At 67.7% G+C, this 19533-nt stretch carries 14 protein-coding genes, 3 rRNA genes and 2 pseudogenes; 5 read left to right on the forward strand and 14 right to left on the reverse strand.

What is annotated here, in order from left to right; genetic code table 11:
• Nucleotides 1–13 precede the first annotated feature (13 nt).
• Complete coding sequence (locus tag QF032_RS09565; RefSeq protein WP_307041534.1) at nucleotides 14–1042, reverse strand: HAD hydrolase-like protein; 1029 nt, start codon at nucleotides 1040–1042, stop codon at nucleotides 14–16.
• Between the two features lie 83 nt (nucleotides 1043–1125).
• Between QF032_RS09565 and QF032_RS09570 the strand changes: the two genes are divergently transcribed.
• Entirely contained in the window at nucleotides 1126–2409 is a 1284-nt protein-coding gene (locus QF032_RS09570) for a DUF1015 domain-containing protein (protein WP_307041537.1), read from the forward strand.
• 82 nt (nucleotides 2410–2491) lie between these two features.
• Here the strand turns inward: QF032_RS09570 and QF032_RS09575 are convergent, their stop codons facing one another.
• The 6 genes and pseudogenes from QF032_RS09575 to QF032_RS09600 all read right to left on the reverse strand — a co-directional run bounded on the left by QF032_RS09575 (nucleotide 2492) and on the right by QF032_RS09600 (nucleotide 11007).
• Entirely contained in the window at nucleotides 2492–3256 is a 765-nt protein-coding gene (locus tag QF032_RS09575; protein ID WP_307050008.1) for a tetratricopeptide repeat protein, read from the reverse strand.
• Nucleotides 3257–3721: 465 nt separating this feature from the next.
• Nucleotides 3722–4561, reverse strand: a pseudogene (locus tag QF032_RS40880) (tetratricopeptide repeat protein); the annotation flags it as partial.
• A 94-nt stretch (nucleotides 4562–4655) separates the two neighbouring features.
• Nucleotides 4656–4772 (reverse strand): 5S ribosomal RNA (rrf, locus tag QF032_RS09585).
• Nucleotides 4773–4873: 101 nt separating this feature from the next.
• A 23S ribosomal RNA gene (locus tag QF032_RS09590) occupies nucleotides 4874–7995 on the reverse strand.
• Between the two features lie 314 nt (nucleotides 7996–8309).
• A 16S ribosomal RNA gene (locus tag QF032_RS09595) occupies nucleotides 8310–9835 on the reverse strand.
• Together the 16S, 23S and 5S rRNA genes form the textbook arrangement of a ribosomal RNA operon.
• Before the next feature lie 530 nt (nucleotides 9836–10365).
• Complete coding sequence (locus tag QF032_RS09600) at nucleotides 10366–11007, reverse strand: DNA-3-methyladenine glycosylase (protein WP_306953553.1); 642 nt, start codon at nucleotides 11005–11007, stop codon at nucleotides 10366–10368.
• 155 nt (nucleotides 11008–11162) lie between these two features.
• Between QF032_RS09600 and QF032_RS09605 the strand changes: the two genes are divergently transcribed.
• The 3 genes from QF032_RS09605 (at nucleotide 11163) to QF032_RS09615 (ending at nucleotide 13231) form a co-directional block, all read left to right on the forward strand.
• Complete coding sequence (locus tag QF032_RS09605; RefSeq protein WP_306953551.1) at nucleotides 11163–11945, forward strand: sporulation protein; 783 nt, start codon at nucleotides 11163–11165, stop codon at nucleotides 11943–11945.
• A gap of 42 nt (nucleotides 11946–11987) precedes the next feature.
• Nucleotides 11988–12527 (forward strand): YbhB/YbcL family Raf kinase inhibitor-like protein, encoded by a 540-nt coding sequence (locus QF032_RS09610; protein ID WP_307041540.1) that lies wholly within the window; start codon nucleotides 11988–11990, stop codon nucleotides 12525–12527.
• A 197-nt stretch (nucleotides 12528–12724) separates the two neighbouring features.
• Nucleotides 12725–13231 carry an HNH endonuclease gene (locus tag QF032_RS09615; protein WP_057582307.1) on the forward strand — a complete coding sequence of 169 codons (507 nt, stop codon included), beginning with the start codon at nucleotides 12725–12727 and terminating at the stop codon, nucleotides 13229–13231.
• 71 nt (nucleotides 13232–13302) lie between these two features.
• On the opposite strand, the gene QF032_RS09620 is transcribed toward QF032_RS09615, so the two are convergent.
• The 3 genes and pseudogenes from QF032_RS09620 to QF032_RS09630 all read right to left on the reverse strand — a co-directional run.
• Nucleotides 13303–14262 carry an SPFH domain-containing protein gene (locus tag QF032_RS09620; protein ID WP_307055734.1) on the reverse strand — a complete coding sequence of 320 codons (960 nt, stop codon included), beginning with the start codon at nucleotides 14260–14262 and terminating at the stop codon, nucleotides 13303–13305.
• Between the two features lie 142 nt (nucleotides 14263–14404).
• Nucleotides 14405–14836: an NfeD family protein gene (locus QF032_RS09625; protein ID WP_306953545.1), complete on the reverse strand. Its 432-nt coding sequence runs from the start codon at nucleotides 14834–14836 to the stop codon at nucleotides 14405–14407.
• Nucleotides 14837–15156: 320 nt separating this feature from the next.
• Nucleotides 15157–15687: pseudogene (locus tag QF032_RS09630) on the reverse strand (ABC transporter ATP-binding protein); the annotation flags it as partial.
• Between the two features lie 153 nt (nucleotides 15688–15840).
• Between QF032_RS09630 and QF032_RS09635 the strand changes: the two are divergent.
• Nucleotides 15841–16629 (forward strand): hypothetical protein, encoded by a 789-nt coding sequence (locus QF032_RS09635; RefSeq protein ID WP_307055735.1) that lies wholly within the window; start codon nucleotides 15841–15843, stop codon nucleotides 16627–16629.
• Nucleotides 16630–16899: 270 nt separating this feature from the next.
• On the opposite strand, the gene QF032_RS09640 is transcribed toward QF032_RS09635, so the two are convergent.
• The 4 genes from QF032_RS09640 to QF032_RS09655 form a co-directional block, all read right to left on the reverse strand.
• Nucleotides 16900–17139: a chaplin gene (locus QF032_RS09640; RefSeq protein ID WP_307041546.1), complete on the reverse strand. Its 240-nt coding sequence runs from the start codon at nucleotides 17137–17139 to the stop codon at nucleotides 16900–16902.
• 192 nt (nucleotides 17140–17331) lie between these two features.
• On the reverse strand, nucleotides 17332–17577 hold the full coding sequence (locus QF032_RS09645; protein WP_057582301.1) for a chaplin: 246 nt from the start codon (nucleotides 17575–17577) through the stop codon (nucleotides 17332–17334).
• A gap of 153 nt (nucleotides 17578–17730) precedes the next feature.
• Nucleotides 17731–18372, reverse strand: a complete 642-nt coding sequence (locus QF032_RS09650) for a response regulator (protein WP_307041548.1) — start codon at nucleotides 18370–18372, stop codon at nucleotides 17731–17733.
• Nucleotides 18365–19510 carry a GAF domain-containing sensor histidine kinase gene (locus QF032_RS09655; protein WP_307055738.1) on the reverse strand — a complete coding sequence of 382 codons (1146 nt, stop codon included), beginning with the start codon at nucleotides 19508–19510 and terminating at the stop codon, nucleotides 18365–18367. The genes QF032_RS09650 and QF032_RS09655 overlap by 8 nt, the downstream gene beginning before the upstream one ends.
• Nucleotides 19511–19533: the final 23 nt, after the last annotated feature.

A 19533-nucleotide genomic window follows, 5' to 3' on the forward strand; every position in this document is an offset into this window, starting at 1 on the left:
CAGGAGGCCGGTGTCACAACCCCAGCCGTGCCAGCGCCTTCCCCGCGTCCAGCTCGCAGACCCCCTCGCCGCCTGCCGCCCAGGCCGCCGCGCACAACGCCCGCAGCCCGTCCAGGTTTTCGCCCTCCCCCGACAGCTCCAGCCGCTCGGCGCCGGCACCCGCCGTCCAGCCGCCGCAGCGGAACCCCCCGCCGTCCGCGGTGACCTCCGGCTGCCCGGTGAGCATCCCGCGCAGGTCGGCGTCGACATACGTCGGCCGGTGCTGCGGCGGCGCGGCCAGCAGTTGCGCCCCGTCGGTGACTCCGGTGAGGACGAGCAACGAGTCGACCTCCCCGTTGAACGCCCCCTCGATGTCCGTGTCGAGCCGGTCCCCGACGACCAACGGCCGCTCCGCGCCCGTCCGCAGGATCGTCTCCCGGTGCATCGGGGGCAACGGCTTCCCGGCCACCTGCGGCTCGGCGCCGGTCGCGATCCGCACGACCTCGACCGCCGCACCGTTGCCCGGCGCGATCCCCCGCCCGCTGGGAATCGTCAGATCCGTGTTGGACGCGAACCACGGCACCCCGCGCGCGACCGCGTACGACGCCTCCGCGAACCGCCCCCACGCCAGATCGGGCCCGCCGAAACCCTGCACCACGGCCGCCGGATCGTCGTCCGCCGACTCCACGGGCACGAGCCCGCGCTCCCGCAGCGCGACCCGCAGGCCCTCCCCGCCGATCACCAGCACCCGCGCCCCCGCCGGCACCTGCTCACTGATCAGCCGCGCCACCGCCTGCGCCGAGGTGATGACGTCCTCCGCGCCCGTCGGTATCCCCAGCTCCGTGAGATGGCCCGCCACCGCGTCAGGCGTGCGCAGCGCGTTGTTGGTGACGTACGCGAGCCGCATGCCCCCCGCGCGCGCGGTGGCCAACGACTCGACCGCGTGCACGATCGCGTTCCCGCCCGCGTACACCACCCCGTCGAGATCGAGCAGCGCCGTGTCGTACGCCTCGCTCAGGGCCTGCCCACTGGCCTCGGGCCTCGTCCTGACGCTTCGGCTCATTCCGCATCGCTCCTCGTTCGCTCCGCTTTCCCCCGATCATCCCGCATGGCGCTGACAGACACCGACAGACGTACGATGCCGGGATGAACTCAGCAGGTCACTCGGAAGCGACGGCGCCCCGAGGCCTGGAACTCACCCCGTTCCGAGGCCTGCGCTACGACCCCGACCGGGTCGGCAGTCTCGCCGCCGTCACCTCCCCGCCGTACGACGTCGTGGTCCGCCCCGACGGCCTGCACCACCTCCAGGACGCGGACCCGTACAACATCGTCCGGCTGATCCTCCCTCAGGCCACCACCCCCGACGTCCGCAACGAACAGGCCGCCGGCACCCTGCGGCGCTGGCTGGCCGAGGGCGTCCTCGCGGCGGACGCCGAGCCCTCCCTGTACGTCTACGAGCAGCGGCACGCCGACGGCATGCTCCAGCGCGGCCTCATCGGCAACCTGCGCCTCTCGGACCCGTCGGAGGGGACCGTCCTCCCCCATGAGGACGTCATGCCGCACGTCGTCGCGGACCGCGCGGCGCTGATGCGCGCCACGCACGCGAACCTCGAGCCTCTCCTGCTCACGTACCGGGGCGGCGGCGCCGCGACGGAGACGGTCGACCGCACGGCCGCCAGCCCCCCGCTGCTGTCCACCACCACGGACGACGGCTACAGCCACCGCCTCTGGGCGATCACGGACCCCACCGAGACGGCCCGCGTCCAGGCGGACCTCGCACACCGTCAGGCCCTCATCGCCGACGGCCACCACCGCTGGGCGACCTACCTCCGACTCCGCGCGGAGCACCCCTCGCCCGGCCCCTGGGACCAGGGCCTGGTCCTTCTGGTCGACACCGCCCGTTACCCCTTGCGCGTCCGCGCCATCCACCGTCTCCTGCACGGCCTGCCGGTCGCCGACGCCCTGTCCGCGCTCGAGGGCCGGTTCCGCGTCCGCCGCCTGGACGTCCCGCTGCCGGAGGCCCTCGACGCCCTGGCGGACGCCACGGCCGCGGGCAACGCGTTCCTGCTGGCGGGCGACGACGCCTTCCACCTCGTCGACCGCCCGGACCGCGCCCTCCTCGACAGCACGGTACCGGCGGACCGCCCCGAGGCCTGGCGCACCCTGGACGCGACGGTCCTGCACGCCACGCTCCTGGCGCACATCTGGCACGTCCCCGAGGACGACCCGGCCCGCGTCGCCTACATCCACGACACGGCGGCCACCGTGCGCAAGGCCCGCCGCGACGGCGGTACGGCCGTCCTGCTCCACCCCGTCCGCGAGGAGGTCGTCCGCGACCTGGCCCGGCAGGGCGTCATGATGCCCCGCAAGTCCACGTCCTTCGGCCCCAAACCGGCCTCTGGCCTGGTCCTGCGCGCCCTGGACATCTGAGGACGTGCCCTGAACGCACGAAGGGGCGGGACCCGGTGACCCGGATCCCGCCCCTTTTCGCCGTCACGGACGCGCGTACACGTCAGTCCTCGTCGCGGTCGTCCCCTCGGTCCGCCTTCTCCGCGGCCCCATCCGTGCCCGCGTCATCGGCCTCGGCCTCGGCCTCGTCCGCCTCGACGACCACCTCGTCGGTGTCGCCCTCGCCCTCGCTCTCGTCGAGAGCGTCGACAAAGTCCACCCCGTCCAGCTCGGCGAGCCGGTCGGAGGCGTCGGTGCTGCCGTCCCGGTCCGCTTCCACGGCCTTGGCGAACCACTCGCGCGCCTCGCCCTCACGCCCTGCGGCGAGCAGCGCGTCGGCGTACGCGTACCGCAGCCGCGCGGTCCACGGCTGGACGGCACTGGAGGCCAGCTCGGGGCTCTGCAGCGTCACGATGGCCGCGTCCAACTGCCCCATGTCACGGCGGGCTCCGGCCGCGACGAGCCGCATCTCCACCTGTCCGGCCTTGTCGAGCTTGTGCACCTCGGGAGCACCGGCCATGTCCAGGGCCTTCTCCGGCCTTCCGAGCCCACGCTCGCAGTCGGCCATGACCGGCCACAGCTCCGCGCTGCCGGTCATCCGCCGTGCGGCCCGGAACTCGGCGAGCGCCTCGCTGTACTTCTGGTTGGCGTACGCGGCGAACCCGCCCGCCTCCCGTACGGCGGCGACCCGCGACGCCAGGCGCAAGGCGATCTTGGAGTACGCGTAGGCCCGCTCGGGGTCCTCGTCGATCAGCCGCGCGACCATCACCAGGTTCTTCGCGACGTCTTCGGCAAGTGTCTTGGGCAGGCTCAGCAGCTCCTGCCGCACGTCCTTGTCGATCTCCTCACCGGTGACGTCCTCCGGAATCGGCAGCCGCTTGATCGGCTCCCGGTCCCGGTCCCGGTCGTCACGGAAACGGCTTCCGCCGCCCTGCCGGTCGTCCCGGCCGCGGAAACCGCCACCCGGCCGCCCACCGCGGTCGTCTCGACGGGGACCCCGGTCGTCCCGCCCACGGAACCCACCGCGCTCCCCACCACGGTCGTCCCGCCGCTCGTCCCGCCGGAACGCCGGACGGTCGCCACGGTCATCCCGACGGTCATCGCGGCGGTCGTCGCGCCGGAACGCCGGACGGTCGCCGCGATCGTCACGCCGGTCATCGCGGCGGTCGTCCCGACGGAACGCCGGGCGGTCCCCGCGATCGTCCCGCCGGTCGTCCCGCCGGTCGTCCCGCCGGAACGCCGGACGGTCACCACGGTCATCCCGACGCTCGTCGCGGCGGTCGTCCCGACGGAAGGCGGGACGGTCAGCACGGTCGTCGCGGCGGAACGCGGGTCGGTCGCCGCCGCGGTCGTCGCGACGCGGGGCCGGCCGGTCACCACGGTCGTCCCGGCGGAACGCCGGACGGTCACCACGGTCGTCCCGACGCGGCCCCCGGTCGCCTTCACGCCGGTCGTCCCGACGGCCGAAACCGCCGCCACCGCGGTTGTCGTCGCGACGGAAGCCCCCACCGCTGTCGTCCCGGCGACCGAATCCGCCGCCACCGCGGTTGTCGTCCCGGCGGAAGCCACCACGGTTGTCGTCCCGCCGATCGTTGTCACGGCGGAAGCCGCCACGGTCACGATCGCCCTCGCGGGGGCTGTCTCGACGGTCGTCGCGGCGGAACGCGGGTCGGTCGCCGCCGCGGTCGTCGCGAAGCGGGGCCGGCCGGTCACCGCGGTCGTCGCGGCGGAACGCGGGTCGGTCGCCGCCGCGGTCGTCGCGACGCGGGGCCGGCCGGTCACCGCGGTCGTCCCGGCGGAACGCCGGACGGTCTCCACGGTCGTCCCGACGCGGCCCCCGGTCGCCTTCACGCCGGTCGTCCCGACGGCCGAAACCGCCGCCACCGCGGTTGTCGTCGCGACGGAAGCCACCACGGTTGTCGTCACGGCGGTCGTCGTCACGGCGGAAACCGCCACGCTCGCCGCGGCCGGCGGAACTCCGGTCGTCGCGACGGCCGTTGCCCCCACGGTCGTTGTCACGACGGTCGTCGTCGCGGCGGAAACCGCCACGCTCACCACGGTTGGCGCCGCGGTCCCCACTGTCCCGTCGCCGCTGGTCGCGCTCCGGTCGGTCGTCGGGAGAGTTGGTGGACATCGGTGACTCCTGTCTTCGGTACCGCAAACATTGTAAAAACAAAAGGACCCCTGGTCCCAGCTGAACGCTGGGACCAGGGGTCCTTCCAAAGATTGTTCGGCGGTGTCCTACTCTCCCACAGGGTCCCCCCTGCAGTACCATCGGCGCTGTAAGGCTTAGCTTCCGGGTTCGGAATGTAACCGGGCGTTTCCCTCACGCTATGACCACCGAAACCCTAATGGTTTCGAGCGAACAAGCACACTTTTCACTTGTTTCGAGCTCTTACCGGCAACAGTCGTTGCCTCAGAACTAACACAGTGGACGCGAGCAACTGAGGACAAGCCCTCGGCCTATTAGTACCAGTCAGCTTCACCCATTACTGGGCTTCCACATCCGGCCTATCAACCCAGTCGTCTACTGGGAGCCTTACCCCATCAAGTGGGTGGGAATACTCATCTCGAAGCAGGCTTCCCGCTTAGATGCTTTCAGCGGTTATCCCTCCCGAACGTAGCCAACCAGCCATGCCCTTGGCAGAACAACTGGCACACCAGAGGTTCGTCCGTCCCGGTCCTCTCGTACTAGGGACAGCCCTTCTCAATATTCCTGCGCGCGCAGCGGATAGGGACCGAACTGTCTCACGACGTTCTAAACCCAGCTCGCGTACCGCTTTAATGGGCGAACAGCCCAACCCTTGGGACCGACTCCAGCCCCAGGATGCGACGAGCCGACATCGAGGTGCCAAACCATCCCGTCGATATGGACTCTTGGGGAAGATCAGCCTGTTATCCCCGGGGTACCTTTTATCCGTTGAGCGACGGCGCTTCCACAAGCCACCGCCGGATCACTAGTCCCGACTTTCGTCCCTGCTCGACCCGTCGGTCTCACAGTCAAGCTCCCTTGTGCACTTACACTCAACACCTGATTGCCAACCAGGCTGAGGGAACCTTTGGGCGCCTCCGTTACTCTTTAGGAGGCAACCGCCCCAGTTAAACTACCCATCAGACACTGTCCCTGATCCGGATCACGGACCCAGGTTAGACATCCAGCACGACCAGACTGGTATTTCAACGACGACTCCACTCGAACTGGCGTCCAAGCTTCACAGTCTCCCAGCTATCCTACACAAGCCGAACCGAACACCAATATCAAACTGTAGTAAAGGTCCCGGGGTCTTTCCGTCCTGCTGCGCGAAACGAGCATCTTTACTCGTAGTGCAATTTCACCGGGCCTATGGTTGAGACAGTCGAGAAGTCGTTACGCCATTCGTGCAGGTCGGAACTTACCCGACAAGGAATTTCGCTACCTTAGGATGGTTATAGTTACCACCGCCGTTTACTGGCGCTTAAGTTCTCAGCTTCGCCACCCCGAAGAGTGACTAACCGGTCCCCTTAACGTTCCAGCACCGGGCAGGCGTCAGTCCGTATACATCGCCTTACGGCTTCGCACGGACCTGTGTTTTTAGTAAACAGTCGCTTCTCGCTGGTCTCTGCGGCCACCCCCAGCTCGAGGAGCAAGTCCTCTCACCAAGCGTGGCCCCCCTTCTCCCGAAGTTACGGGGGCATTTTGCCGAGTTCCTTAACCATAGTTCACCCGAACGCCTCGGTATTCTCTACCTGACCACCTGAGTCGGTTTAGGGTACGGGCCGCCATGAAACTCGCTAGAGGCTTTTCTCGACAGCATAGGATCATCCACTTCGCCACAATCGGCTCGGCATCAGGTCTCAGACTATGTGGTGTGCGGATTTGCCTACACACCGTCCTACACCCTTACCCCGGGACAACCACCGCCCGGGATGGACTACCTTCCTGCGTCACCCCATCACTCACCTACTGCAAGTCTGGTCCGTCGGCTCCACCACTTTCCATTCCCCGAAGGGTCCGGAACGGCTTCACGGACTTAGCATCGCCTGGTTCGATGTTTGACGCTTCACAGCGGGTACCGGAATATCAACCGGTTATCCATCGACTACGCCTGTCGGCCTCGCCTTAGGTCCCGACTTACCCTGGGCAGATCAGCTTGACCCAGGAACCCTTAGTCAATCGGCGCACACGTTTCTCACGTGTGAATCGCTACTCATGCCTGCATTCTCACTCGTGAACCGTCCACAACTACCTTCCGGTGCTGCTTCACCCGGCACACGACGCTCCCCTACCCATCACGATCCCCGTTGGGGGTATATATCGCAATGACACGACTTCGGCGGTACGCTTGAGCCCCGCTACATTGTCGGCGCGGAATCACTAGACCAGTGAGCTATTACGCACTCTTTCAAGGGTGGCTGCTTCTAAGCCAACCTCCTGGTTGTCTCTGCGACTCCACATCCTTTCCCACTTAGCGTACGCTTAGGGGCCTTAGTCGATGCTCTGGGCTGTTTCCCTCTCGACCATGGAGCTTATCCCCCACAGTCTCACTGCCGCGCTCTCACTTACCGGCATTCGGAGTTTGGCTAAGGTCAGTAACCCGGTAGGGCCCATCGCCTATCCAGTGCTCTACCTCCGGCAAGAAACACACGACGCTGCACCTAAATGCATTTCGGGGAGAACCAGCTATCACGGAGTTTGATTGGCCTTTCACCCCTAACCACAGGTCATCCCCCAGGTTTTCAACCCTGGTGGGTTCGGTCCTCCACGAAGTCTTACCTCCGCTTCAACCTGCCCATGGCTAGATCACTCCGCTTCGGGTCTTGAGCGTGCTACTGAAACGCCCTGTTCGGACTCGCTTTCGCTACGGCTACCCCACTCGGGTTAACCTCGCAACACACCGCAAACTCGCAGGCTCATTCTTCAAAAGGCACGCAGTCACGAGGCAAGCACAAGTGCTTGCCCGACGCTCCCACGGCTTGTAGGCACACGGTTTCAGGTACTATTTCACTCCGCTCCCGCGGTACTTTTCACCATTCCCTCACGGTACTATCCGCTATCGGTCACCAGGGAATATTTAGGCTTAGCGGGTGGTCCCGCCAGATTCACACGGGATTTCTCGGGCCCCGTGCTACTTGGGTGTCTCTCAAACGAGCCGTTGATGTTTCGACTACGGGGGTCTTACCCTCTACGCCGGACCTTTCGCATGTCCTTCGCCTACATCAACGGTTTCTGACTCGCCTCACAGCCGGCAGACTGTGAAAGAGAGATCCCACAACCCCGAATGCGCAACCCCTGCCGGGTCTCACACGCATACGGTTTGGCCTCATCCGGTTTCGCTCGCCACTACTCCCGGAATCACGGTTGTTTTCTCTTCCTGCGGGTACTGAGATGTTTCACTTCCCCGCGTTCCCTCCACATACCCTATGTGTTCAGGTATGGGTGACAGCCCATGACGACTGCCGGGTTTCCCCATTCGGAAACCCCCGGATCAAAGCCTGGTTGACGGCTCCCCGGGGACTATCGTGGCCTCCCACGTCCTTCATCGGTTCCTGGTGCCAAGGCATCCACCGTGCGCCCTTAAAAACTTGGCCACAGATGCTCGCGTCCACTGTGCAGTTCTCAAACAACGACCAGCCACCCATCACCCCCAACCTGAGCTGGAGTTCACTGGGGCCGGCATCAGAAGGGCAAGCGCATAACGCTCGCACCCTCAGACACCCAACAGCGTGCCCGGCACCCCCGCCACTCGTGATCAGCTTTCCACGCTCCGAAGAGCAGTACTTGCAGCCCGAGATGACTGAGAATGCCGAATAATCAACGTTCCACCCATGAGCAACCAGCACCGGACGTTCGCCGATGAACTGGCCTCTGGACAACCTTGCGGTCGCCTAGAAGTGCTCCTTAGAAAGGAGGTGATCCAGCCGCACCTTCCGGTACGGCTACCTTGTTACGACTTCGTCCCAATCGCCAGTCCCACCTTCGACAGCTCCCTCCCACAAGGGGTTGGGCCACCGGCTTCGGGTGTTACCGACTTTCGTGACGTGACGGGCGGTGTGTACAAGGCCCGGGAACGTATTCACCGCAGCAATGCTGATCTGCGATTACTAGCAACTCCGACTTCATGGGGTCGAGTTGCAGACCCCAATCCGAACTGAGACCGGCTTTTTGAGATTCGCTCCACCTCACGGTTTCGCAGCTCTTTGTACCGGCCATTGTAGCACGTGTGCAGCCCAAGACATAAGGGGCATGATGACTTGACGTCGTCCCCACCTTCCTCCGAGTTGACCCCGGCAGTCTCCTGTGAGTCCCCATCACCCCGAAGGGCATGCTGGCAACACAGAACAAGGGTTGCGCTCGTTGCGGGACTTAACCCAACATCTCACGACACGAGCTGACGACAGCCATGCACCACCTGTACACCGACCACAAGGGGGCGACCATCTCTGGCCGTTTCCGGTGTATGTCAAGCCTTGGTAAGGTTCTTCGCGTTGCGTCGAATTAAGCCACATGCTCCGCTGCTTGTGCGGGCCCCCGTCAATTCCTTTGAGTTTTAGCCTTGCGGCCGTACTCCCCAGGCGGGGAACTTAATGCGTTAGCTGCGGCACCGACGACGTGGAATGTCGCCAACACCTAGTTCCCACCGTTTACGGCGTGGACTACCAGGGTATCTAATCCTGTTCGCTCCCCACGCTTTCGCTCCTCAGCGTCAGTAATGGCCCAGAGATCCGCCTTCGCCACCGGTGTTCCTCCTGATATCTGCGCATTTCACCGCTACACCAGGAATTCCGATCTCCCCTACCACACTCTAGTCTGCCCGTATCGAATGCAGACCCGGGGTTAAGCCCCGGGCTTTCACATCCGACGCGACAGACCGCCTACGAGCTCTTTACGCCCAATAATTCCGGACAACGCTTGCGCCCTACGTATTACCGCGGCTGCTGGCACGTAGTTAGCCGGCGCTTCTTCTGCAGGTACCGTCACTTTCGCTTCTTCCCTGCTGAAAGAGGTTTACAACCCGAAGGCCGTCATCCCTCACGCGGCGTCGCTGCATCAGGCTTTCGCCCATTGTGCAATATTCCCCACTGCTGCCTCCCGTAGGAGTCTGGGCCGTGTCTCAGTCCCAGTGTGGCCGGTCGCCCTCTCAGGCCGGCTACCCGTCGTCGCCTTGGTGAGCCATTACCTCACCAACAAGCTGATAGGCCGCGGGCTCATCCTTCACCGCCGGAGCTTTCAACCCCTACAGATGCCTGCAGAAGTGATATCCGGTATTAGACCCCGTTTCCAGGGCTTGTCCCAGAGTGAAGGGCAGATTGCCCACGTGTTACTCACCCGTTCGCCACTAATCCCCACCGAAGTGGTTCATCGTTCGACTTGCATGTGTTAAGCACGCCGCCAGCGTTCGTCCTGAGCCAGGATCAAACTCTCCGTGAATGTTTTCCCGTGATCGGGATCGCACACACGAGAGCGGAACGTCGAGCGGAATAAGCTCGGCGTTCACAACGTCCTCGCTGTGTTTGTTTCAAAGGAACCTCATCCTCGGCTATCACTGCCGGGGACGGGGTATCAACATATCTGGCGTTGATTTTTGGCACGCTGTTGAGTTCTCAAGGAACGGACGCTTCCTTCGTACTCACCCTCTCGGGCTTTCCTCCGGGCAGTTTCCCTTCGGTCTTGCGTTTCCGACTCTATCAGACCGTTTCCCGATCCGATTCCCTGTCGGCTGGATATGCTTCAAGGCTTTGGGCTTTCGCCCTGCGGCCTTTCGACATTCACTACGCTAGCCGATTCCCCCCGCAACTCATAATCGAGTTCCACAGGGTTCGAATTCAGGCATGCAGGCATGCCGAAATCGCTCCCGCTGAGGGATGTTGTAGGTAGTGGGTTGGCCGCTTCCGGCTGCAGGCGATCGCCGTACCCGGTTCAAGCGGCTCGGGCCACGTTACGCGCCGGCCAACAGCGAGTCAACTCGGGCGACGCCTTGGGGCATGGGCCCTGTAAGGGCTCACCGTCGGGTCGTCAGCTACCCAGTAACGCCAGGGGTGTACGGCTCCGTCGCCGGAGACTCCCGTGCGTGGACCGCTGCGTACCTGGTCGGAGGGGACGGGGGCGCCGGCCAGGATGCGTAGAGGGGTGTCCCCGGAGGCACAGGCGTCCGTCCCGTCGAGCGTTCGGTCCACGCCCAGGGCAGTGGCCAGGCGGGCAGGGCCTTTGGCCAGTTCCTTGTCATTTCGGGCCGAGAGTCGACGTTTGCGTGCCGCTTCGGCTCCCTCGACGATCTCCCCGGCGCGGAGCAGGACGGCACTCGCCCTGCCCTCCGGGCCGCAGACGAGGTTCATGCAGTGCCACATGCCGTAGGTGAAGTAGACGTACACGTGGCCGGGTGGGCCGAACATCACGCTGTTGCGGGGCGTGGGGCCGCGATAGGCGTGGGAGCCGGGGTCGTTCGGGCCGTCGTAGGCCTCGACCTCCGTGAGACGCAGGGTGATCGGACCGTCGGGGGTCGTGCGGACCAGGAGCCGGCCGAGGAGATCGGGCGCCACCTCCAGGACGGGGCGGCCGAAGAAGGTCCTGGGCAGGGGCGTACGGTCGGGGGTCGCGATCATGCCCTCCGAGCGTAGTGCAGACCGGTGGGTGCGTCGGGGTGGTCAGCGGGCACTCGGCTTGCCAGGGTGAGGAACGCGGAACCGGCCTCGTCCGGATCGCGTTTGTAGGGATCGAGGGATCCCGTCCGCAGAAGGTCGTAGGTAGAGGGAGAGTCATGGCGTTCAAGAAGCTGCTCGCGAGTCTGGGGGCCGGCGGGGCTTCGGTCGAGACCGTGCTGACCGAGGTCAACGTCGTTCCGGGCGGTGTGGTCCAGGGCGAGGTGCGGATTCAGGGCGGATCCGTCAACCAGGAGATCGAGGGACTGTCCGTCGGGCTCCAGGCCAAGGTCGAGGTCGAGAGCGGGGACCAGGAGTACAAGCAGGACATCGAGTTCACCAAGCAGCGGCTCGGCGGCGCGTTCGAGCTCCAGGCCGGCGCGGTGCACGCGGTGCCGTTCGGGCTGGAGATCCCGTGGGAGACGCCGATCACGATGATCGACGGGCAGGCGCTGCGCGGGATGAACATCGGTGTGACGACCGAGCTGGCGATCGCCCGGGCCGTGGACTCCGGTGACCTGGACCCGGTCAACGTGCACCCGCTGCCGGCGCAGAAGGCCATCCTGGACGCCTTCGTCCAGCTGGGCTTCCGGTTCAAGAACGCGGACATGGAGCGCGGGCACATCCGGGGCACCCGGCAGAAGCTGCCGTTCTACCAGGAGATCGAGTTCTTCCCGCCGTCGCAGTACCGGGGGCTGAACCAGGTCGAGCTGAGCTTCGTGGCCGACGAGCACACGATGGACGTCGTGCTGGAGATGGACAAGAAGCCCGGGCTGTTCAGCGAGGGCAGCGACACCTTCCGCTCCTTCCAGGTGGGTCTGCAGGATTACCACGGGACGGACTGGGCCGGGTACCTCAACCAGTGGCTGTCCGAGGTCGGCAGCAGGCGCAACTGGTTCTAGGCTCGGAACCACAGACTCCAGAACCGTTCAGGAGGTACCGAGGTGACCGAGCTCAAGAGGCGGCCGCTCCCCCATGACTTCCATCCTCCCGTGCCGTCGTTCACGGTGACGAGCGAGGACGTCGAGGAGGGAGCCACGCTCAAGGCCGACCAGGTCCAGGCCAAGGGCAACACCTCGCCGCATCTGCGGTGGGAGGGTTTCCCCTCCGGGACCAAGAGCTTCGCCGTGACCTGCTTCGACCCCGACGCCCCGACCGGCAGCGGGTTCTGGCACTGGGTCGTGTTCGACATCCCGGCCTCGGTGACCGAGCTGCCGGCGGGTGCGGGCAGCGGCACGTTCGAGGGGCTGCCGGAGAGCGCCGTACAGGTGCGCAACGACTACGGCAGCAAGGACTTCGGCGGCGCCGCCCCGCCGCCCGGGGACGGGCCGCACCGGTACGTCTTCACGGTCTACGCGGTGGACCAGGAGAAGCTCGGTCCGGACGCGGAGGTCTCTCCCGCCGTCGTGGGCTTCAACCTTCGGTTCCACGCGCTCGCCCGCGCCCAGCTGATCGGTGAGTACGAAGATCCCACGGAGGGATGATTCAGCTCATCGTTCATGGAACGTTTGCCCGCCCCTGGTCTTGGAAGTGATCAGGGGCGGGCATTTTTGTTGCCGGGGGTCGCGGGGATCACCTCCCGTGGAGCAGCAGATATTGCGTTGTCCATCTCGGCGTGCCCGGCCAGAGTTGGTCCCAGCCTGCCAGGGGGTGGGCCGGTGCACACAGGAGGTGGGCTGGTATGCGGGACACGCTGGTGCTGAACGCGAGCTTCGAGCCGCTGTCGACGGTGACGTTGAACCGAGCCGTCGTTCTGGTGCTCCAGGACAAGGCCGTCGTCGAGCAGGCCCACCCCGAACTGCGGATGCGCGGCGCCGAGGTCGACATCCCGGCGCCCCGGGTGATCAGACTGTGCAGGTACGTACGGGTGCCGTTCCGAAGACAAGCGCCGTGGTCGAGGCGCGGTGTGCTGATCAGGGACCGTCACCGGTGCGCGTACTGCGGTCGCCGGGCGACGACCGTGGACCACGTGGTGCCGCGGGCACAGGGTGGTCAGGACGCGTGGCTGAACACGGTCGCCTCGTGCGCGGAGGACAACCACCGCAAGGCGGACCGGACTCCGGAGCAGGCGCAGATGCCGTTGCTGCGGCAGCCGTTCGAGCCGACTCCGGCCGACGCCATGCTGCTGGCGCTGGGGCAGGACGACCTGGCCGCGCTGCCGGAGTGGCTGACGCTGGACGCCGCGTAGCCCGCATCCCGATGTGGCCGGGGCCCGCCTTCCGTCGGAAGGGGGGCCCCGGCCACATCGGTGGTCAGTGGTCAGTCGAGGGACGGCTTCTCACGGCGCTCGTTGCCGCCGCCGTTGTTGCCGTTGTTGCCGTTGCCGTTGCCGGAGTTGCCGCCGAACGGGCCGAAGTTGCCCATGGCGCCGGACAGTCCCTTCAGGGCGTCGCCGATCTCGCTGGGCACGATCCACAGCTTGTTGGCGTCGCCTTCGGCGATCTTCGGGAGCATCTGGAGGTACTGGTAGGAGAGCAGCTTCTGGTCCGGGTCGCCCGCGTGGATGGCCTCGAAGACGGTGCGCACGGCCTGGGCCTCGCCCTCGGCGCGCAGGGCGGCGGCCTTGGCCTCGCCCTCGGCCCGCAGGATCTGCGACTGCTTCTCACCCTCGGCGGTGAGGATCGCGGCCTGGCGGGTGCCTTCGGCGGTGAGGATCGCGGCGCGCTTGTCGCGGTCGGCGCGCATCTGCTTCTCCATCGAGTCCTGGATGGAGGTCGGGGGCTCGATGGCCTTGAGTTCCACGCGGTTGACGCGGATGCCCCACTTGCCGGTCGCCTCGTCGAGGACGCCGCGCAGGGCCGCGTTGATCTCCTCGCGGGAGGTCAGGGTCCGCTCGAGGTCCATGCCGCCGATGATGTTGCGGAGCGTGGTGACGGTGAGCTGCTCGATCGCCTGGATGTAGCTGGCGACCTCGTAGGTCGCCGCCCGGGCGTCGGTCACCTGGTAGTAGATGACGGTGTCGATGTTCACGACCAGGTTGTCCTGGGTGATCACCGGCTGCGGCGGGAACGGCACGACCTGTTCGCGCAGGTCGATGCGGTTGCGGATGGTGTCGATGAACGGGACGACGATGTTGAGGCCCGCGTTGAGTGTCCTCGTGTAGCGGCCGAACCGCTCCACGATGGCGGCACTCGCCTGCGGGATGACCTGGATCGTCTTGATCAGGGCGATGAAGACCAACACCACCAGAATGACCAGGACGATGATGACCGGTTCCATCGCGGCTCCCCGTACCTTTCTCCGCCTCGGCGCTTTCGGAAGATCTTATGTCTGTTGAAGATCTTGCTGGTCGAGTCTGACAGACCGTCGTGCGGCTCGCGAGGTGTTCGGTTCACTTACGTCGTACGGGAGTTGTGCAAGGTCAGATGACGATCGCCGTGGCTCCCTCGATGTCCACGACGTCGACCTCCTGCCCCACGTCGTAGGCGCGTTCGGTGTCCAGCGCGCGGGCGGACCAGATCTCCCCGGCGAGCTTGATACGGCCACCCGAGCCGTCGACGCGTTCCAGCACGACGGCGTGCTTGCCCTTCAGGGCGTCGACGCCGGTGGCGAGTTGGGGACGCTGCCGGTCGTGCCGCATCGCGATGGGCCGTACGACGGCGATGAGGGCGACGGAGACGACGATGAAGACGAGTACCTGTGCCACGGCGCCGAGACCGAGGCCCGCGGCGATCGCGGCGGCCACGGCGCCGACCGCGAGCATGCCGAACTCGGGCATCGCGGTCACCACGAGCGGGATGCCCAGTGCTGCCGCGCCGACGAGCCACCACACCCACGCGTCGATGTCGTTCACACGGCCATGGTAGGGCCGTACGTCCCGCCGGGGACAGGGCGCGAAGGGGGCGGTCAGGACAGCGGAAGGCCCTGCGCCGTCCAGCGGTCGCCGACCTGTTCCACGACGAGCGGGAGGCCGAAGCAGAGGGAGAGGTTGCGGGAGGTGAGCTCGAGCTCGACGGGGCCCGCGGCGAGGACCTTGCCCTGGCGGATCATGAGGACGTGCGTGAAGCCGGGGGCGATCTCCTCGACGTGGTGCGTCACCATGATCATCGAGGGGGCGATGGGGTCGCGCGCGAGGCGGCCGAGGCGGCGTACGAGGTCCTCGCGGCCCCCGAGGTCGAGGCCGGCGGCCGGCTCGTCGAGGAGCAGCAGTTCGGGGTCGGTCATCAGGGCGCGGGCGATGAGGGTGCGCTTGCGCTCGCCCTCGGAGAGGGTGCCGAACTTCCGGTCGAGGTAGTCGCTCATGCCGAGGCGGTCGAGGAAGGCGCGGGCGCGCTGCTCGTCGACGTCCTCGTACTCCTCCTGCCAGCCGGCCGTCATGCCGTAGGCGGCGGTCAGGACGGTCTGCAGGACGGTCTGCCGCTTGGGGAGCTTGTCGGCGAGGGCGATGCCGGCCATGCCGACGCGCGGGCGCAGTTCGAAGACGTCGGTGCCGGGCTTGCCGAGGGGCTCACCGAGGACGGTGACGTCGCCGGAGCTCGGGAAGAGGTAGGTGGAGGCGATGTTCAGGAGGGTCGTCTTGCCGGCTCCGTTCGGGCCGAGGATGACCCAGCGCTCGCCCTCCTTGACCGACCAGGAGACCTGGTCCACCAGAGCCCGGCCCTCACGGACCACGGATACGTCCTGAAGCTCCAGAACATCGCTCATGAGCGCGTTGTCTCCCCTTGCTGTGTGGCCGGTCGTCTGTCGCGGGCGCCGGTGGCTCGGACCGCCGCGCGTGGGTGGGCGCGGCCCCTTCGGGAAAATCTACGCCACCGGTCGGGCGGCCCGTTCCATCGGTCCGGTCCTTAGGGTGGGGGGATGCTTTCGGAACCGCGCTCTGGTCGCCTCGCCGCTTGGGGAAATGCCCTGTTGGCCGGATTCGTCTCGCCCGACGACGTCGTTCTCGCCGTCGTCGGGGAGGACGCCGTGCATCGGGTGGAGGGTCTGCCCGGCGAGACGGGGCCGGTCGGGCTCACGCTCGCGCTGGGCCGGCTGCGGACGCTCGGGGTCACCGGACTGCGGGTGGCGCTGCCCGTGCCGGGGCATCCGCTGGGGCTGAGCGGCCCGCCGGACTTCAATGCGCGGGCGCTGGAGGCGGAGGAGGCGGTGGTCGGTCACGGTGCCGGGTACGGGCTGGTGCCCCAGGTGTACGAGGCCGGCCCCGAGGGCGATGTGCACGTCGAGGTGATGTGGCACTGCCTGCCGGTGCGGGAGGCGCCGCCGGCCGACGTGCCGTCGCTGGGCGAGGCGGAGCGGGAGCTGGCGGAGGCGTTGCGGGACGCCACGGCGGTGCTGTCGCGGCTGGACCTGGCAGGGTCGGGGCCGGTCGCGGAGGCGGCGATCGACGCGTACCGGGCGCGGGCCGAGGCCGGACGGGAGGTGCTGGCGCCGGGGTATCCGCCGCGGGCGGTGCGGGTGCTGGAGCTGGCGCAGCGGGTGGGGCTGCTGGTGTCCCTGGCGTACGAGAAGGGGCCGGGGGGCGCGGTCACCTCCGGTGAGATGGCGGCGCGTGCCGAGGCGTTGCGGCCGGTGGAGCGGACGGCTCGGCGGGCGCTGGTCGCCGCGTACAACTCCGTTGTGGAGGAGCGGGAGCGGGGGGTGCGGTGAGCGGCGCCTCCGACGGGTTGGCGCGACTTGGTGCGGGCGTCTGGGGGCTGTGCCCCCAGGCCCCCCTTCGGCCCTGAAGGGGCCTCGTCCTCAAGCGCCGGACGGGCTGATTTCGACGGCCCTGGTGCGGCGTGCGGAGGGGCCGCGTCCTCAAGCGCCGGGCGGGCTGATTTCGGCGGCCGGGGTGCGGAGGCGCCGATTTTGCTGGGGTGTGCAGAGGGCCCAACCGTCGGTGTCGACGGGTGGGCCCTCCGGGGTGTGGCCGCGAGGTCAGTCGTTGAAGCAGGTGTTGGCGAACGCCGGGTTGAGGGCGCCGATCACGTTGATCGTGTTGCCGCAGAGGTTGATGGGGACGTGCACCGGGACCTGGACCAGGTTGCCCGAGATGACGCCCGGCGACTTCACGGCCGCGCCCTCGGCACCCGCGTCGGCGACGGCGGCACCGGCGGAGGCTCCCGCGGCGATACCGGCGACGGTGAGGGCGACGGCGGCCTTCTTGGCGATCTTCATGGAAAGGGTTCCTCCTGCGGTTGCGTGTCCGACCCGGCCGCGGGTCGTGCGCTGCCCAACGCGGCAGCTCCCGGGACGGTGCGGGGCGGGCCGGGAAGACTCCTCGTTCGGATGATTAGAGCGACAAGCAGACCGGCCTTCCCCGGTGGGCGCCGGGGAAGGCCGGAGGTCACTGCGGGACCGGCAGGGGTCTCAGTGGTTGAGGCCCAGGTTGCCGAAGGCCGGGTTCAGCACGCCGATGACGTTGACGCTGTTGCCGACGACGTTGACCGGGACCTGCACCGGGGCCTGCACGAGGTTGCCCGAGACGACGCCCGGCGAGCCCTTGGCCTCGCCGAGGGCGGTGGCGCCGTCGGCGGCGGAGGCCATGCCGGCGCCGGCGGCCATCAGCCCGCCGGCCACCATCGTCACGGCCGCTGCCTTCTTCAGGTTCTTCACTTCTGAGCCCTCCTGGTGATCGCCGCGGCAGTCACCGCGGCACGCACGGGAGAACGGCGGGAAGCCCCCCGGGGATACGCCATCCGGGGGACATTCCCACGACGGTATGAATCTCGGATCGGAAGTTAACCCTCCGCATCGCCGGCCGGGGCCTCAGCCGGCCACTCCGTGGCGTACGGCCCACAGCGCGGCCTGGGTGCGGTCCGCCAGGTCGAGCTTCATCAGGATGTTGGAGACGTGCGTCTTGACGGTCTTCTCGGAGAGCACCAGTGCGCGGGCGATCTCCCGGTTGGAGCGGCCGTCCGCGATCAGGCCGAGCACCTGGCGTTCGCGTTCGGTGAGCGAGCCGCCCCTCCCCTGGCCCGAGCCGTTCTCCTCCTGCGAGAGGAGTGCGTCGGCCACCTCCGGCTGGAGCAGGATGTGGCCGGCGTGCACCGAGCGGATGGCGCCGGCCAGGGCGTCGGGGTCCACGTCCTTGTAGACGTATCCGGCGGCGCCCGCGCGCAGGGCCGGGACCACCGTGCGCCGCTCGGTGAAGCTGGTGACGATCAGCACGCGCGCGGGGTTGCCCAGATCGCGGAGCCTGCGCAGCGCCTCGACGCCGTCCATCCCGGGCATCTTGACGTCCATCAGCACGACGTCGGGTCTCAGCTCCTCGGTGAGGGCGACTCCGTCCGCGCCGTCGGCGGCCTCGCCGACGACCTCTATGTCGTCCTGCACCTCCAGGAAGGTGCGCAGACCCCGGCGGACGACCTGGTGGTCGTCGACGAGCAGCACCTTGATTGCGTCAGCCACCGGGGGCCTCCATCTCGATCGTGGTGCCCTCGCCGGGCGCCGATACCACCGTGAGCGTGCCCCCGACCCCGCTCGCGCGGTCGCGCATGGACACGAGTCCGAGATGGCGGCCGGCCCGGCGGACCGTCGTCGGGTCGAAGCCCCCGCCGTCGTCGGTGACGCGCAGGACCGTGTCCGGGCCGCGCTTGCCGAGGGTCACGTCGACGTGTTCCGCGCCGGAGTGGCGCAGGGCGTTGTGCAGGGCCTCCTGGGCGACCCGCAGCAGCGCCTCCTCCTGGGCGGCGGGCAGGGCGCGGACGCCGTGGCCGGTGAAGGTCACGCGCGCGGAGTGGGCGCGGTCGAGGACCTGGATCTGGGTGCGCAGGGTGGCGACGAGGCCGTCCTCGTCGAGGGCGGCCGGGCGCAGTTCCACCACGGCGGCGCGCAGCTCGTCGGCGGCCTCGGCGGCGAGCGCGGCGACCTGGTGCAGCTCCCCCTTCGCGCGCGCGGGGTCGCGGTCGACGAGGGCCGCGGCGGCCTGGGCCGTCAGGCGCAGGGAGAACAGTTTCTGGCTCACCGCGTCGTGCAGCTCGTGGGCCAGCCGGGAGCGCTCCTCGGCGATGGTCAGTTCGCGGCTGCGCTCGTACAGGCGGGCGTTGGTCAGGGCGATCGCCGCGTGCTGGGCGAGGATCGAGAGCAGTTCCTCGTCGTCCTCCGTGAAGCCGCAGCCGCCGTCGGGCTTGGGGCAGTTCTTGTTGGCCAGGAACAGGGCGCCGATGACCTCGTCGCCGTCGCGGACGGGCAGGCCCAGGAAGTCCGACATGTCGGGGTGGGCGGAGGGCCAGCCCTCGAAGCGCGGGTCCTCGCGGACGTCGGCGAGGCGCTCGGGGCGGGCCTCGCGCAGCATGGCCGCCAGGATGCCGTGCTGGCGGGGCAGCGGACCGATGGCCTTCCACTGCTCGTCGCTGACGCCGTCGACGACGAACTGGGCGAAGCCTCCGTGGTCGTCGGGGACGCCGAGGGCCGCGTACTGGGCGCCGAGCAGCTCGCGGGCGGAGGCCACGATCGTCTTGAGGACGTCGCGTACCTCGAGGTGCCTGCTCATGGCCAGCAGCGCGGAGCTCACGGCGGCGAGGCCGGACCGGGGGCCTTGACTCATGCCCTCACGGTACCGGCGGGGTC

The sequence above is a fragment of the Streptomyces achromogenes genome, assembly GCF_030816715.1.
Lineage (GTDB): Bacteria > Actinomycetota > Actinomycetes > Streptomycetales > Streptomycetaceae > Streptomyces > Streptomyces achromogenes_A.